Below are 1622 nucleotides of genomic sequence, written 5' to 3'. Positions count from 1 at the left end.
TGAAATCCTTAAAAGTGAAAGAATGGATGACATGGAATGTGTCAAAGTGGATTATAAAGAATTTGAAGAAATGACGATCCAGCACTCTAAGGATTTATTGCAGGAGGGGGAACTTCGTGCGACTTCGGAGATTGGAAGAAATGAACGGGCATTAAATAGCCTGAGCAGGGCAGAAGTTGAAAGAGGTGTCCTGTATCATGCACAGGCAGTATTAGAAGATATGGGAATGGAACAAGAGGTAGAGCTGCTTGCTGCAAGGGTGTATGGTTCCAGAAGCAGACAAGACCTTTACCGGGAAGATTCTGACCTTGATGTGGTTCTTTCCTATAAAGGTGATATTCGAGAAGATAGCTTTTTCAATGCCTTAAATGAATCCGGCATAGCGATGGCAGGAATCCAGGTGGACATTAACCCGATTGCAGAGGAGCGAATCACTCTGGCAGAGTATATAAAAGAATCTGAAAAATATCTTGACCAGCAGGAGATTAAAAAACTTGCCGTGGATCTGGATAATTTTAGCTATGACGTTGATACCTATGAGTATAACGATACGGTTGAAAATAGAGAAGAACAGGTGGAGAAACTCACGGAGGATATTTTGAATAAGAAAACAGAGGCTGTCAAGGACTGGCTGCTTGAGGTATCTGAAGAATCCGATATAGACAGCGATATTATAACTGCCCATTCTTTACTTTCACGTCTGGAGGACGCAGAGAGATTTTCTATCTTTGACAAACAGCCGGAGCAGGAACAGCCAGAAGCCACGATCAGTTTTTATGTCGCAGAGTGCATGGAGTTTCCAGTCATGGGAGAGTACCATAATAACCTCACTTTAGAAGAAGCCATTAAAATATATGAGAGTATCCCAGCAGAGAGACTGCATGGGATTAAAGAAATCGGATTTGATCTGCAAGATGGTGATGAAGATTATTCTGGGGAATATGAGTTGATGAGTGCAGACCGGATACGGCGTGATCTGATAGATATGATTCCACACTATAAAGAAAGCCCTCTGGTGCAGAAAGCAATCACAGATATGGAAAAGTATCTGGATGAAAAGCATGGAAGGGTGCAGGAAACGGAACATGCGGCAGAAACAGTAATAGAAAGTGGAGAGAAACCTTCTGCGATTACGGCAGACAGAAGGGCAGAGCAGGCGGTATCTGTAAGTCAGAGCCAGCCACAAAAAGCGGAACCTGCAAGCAGAGCAAAAGGTGAAGTGAAGAAGTCTGTGCTGCAGTCTTTAAAAGATTTTCAGGCAAGGGCAAAAGCACAGGAGCAGAATAAGACAACGGAAAAATCCAAGACACATAAGAAGGGAGAGGTGGAATTATGATGGATCTGGCGATGAACTTTGATGCGGATGAATGTTTAGTAACCGCAATGTTTGATAAAGGAAACCGAAATGACACAATGGAGGCAATCGACCATATCATTCCTTTTTTGAAAGGCGATGCAGATATGATCGGGCTTGTCTGCAATACCATAAGAAAACTGTTCTGCATGAGTGATGAAGGATATGAGGTTTTTCTTATGGATCTGGAAGAATATAAAATGGAACTGGAAGAGGAGCTTCTTGTATAATTCAAATATAGGGAATTCCGAGAAAGAAGGTTGAGAAA

General features: G+C 42.2%; 1 protein-coding gene and 1 pseudogene. Both read left to right on the top strand.

Annotated elements, in window-relative coordinates; genetic code table 11:
- Nucleotides 1-1336: pseudogene (locus DXC01_RS20830) on the top strand (DUF3849 domain-containing protein); the annotation flags it as partial.
- Nucleotides 1333-1584, top strand: a complete 252-nt coding sequence (locus tag DXC01_RS19620) for a transposon-transfer assisting family protein (protein WP_118699663.1) — start codon at nt 1333-1335, stop codon at nt 1582-1584. The pseudogene DXC01_RS20830 and the gene DXC01_RS19620, both read left to right, overlap by 4 nt.
- Nucleotides 1585-1622: the final 38 nt, after the last annotated feature.

Origin of the sequence: Blautia sp. OM07-19 (assembly GCF_003481595.1) — a bacterium.
Classification (GTDB): Bacteria; Bacillota; Clostridia; order Lachnospirales; family Lachnospiraceae; genus Blautia_A; species Blautia_A intestinihominis.
This window is presented reverse-complemented; position numbering and strand designations above follow the sequence as displayed.

Bases quoted from the DNA above. Each gene is read 5' to 3' on its own strand.
- DXC01_RS19620 (WP_118699663.1), top strand. From the start codon at position 1,333: ATGATGGATCTGGCGATGAACTTTGATGCGGATGAATGTTTAGTAACC.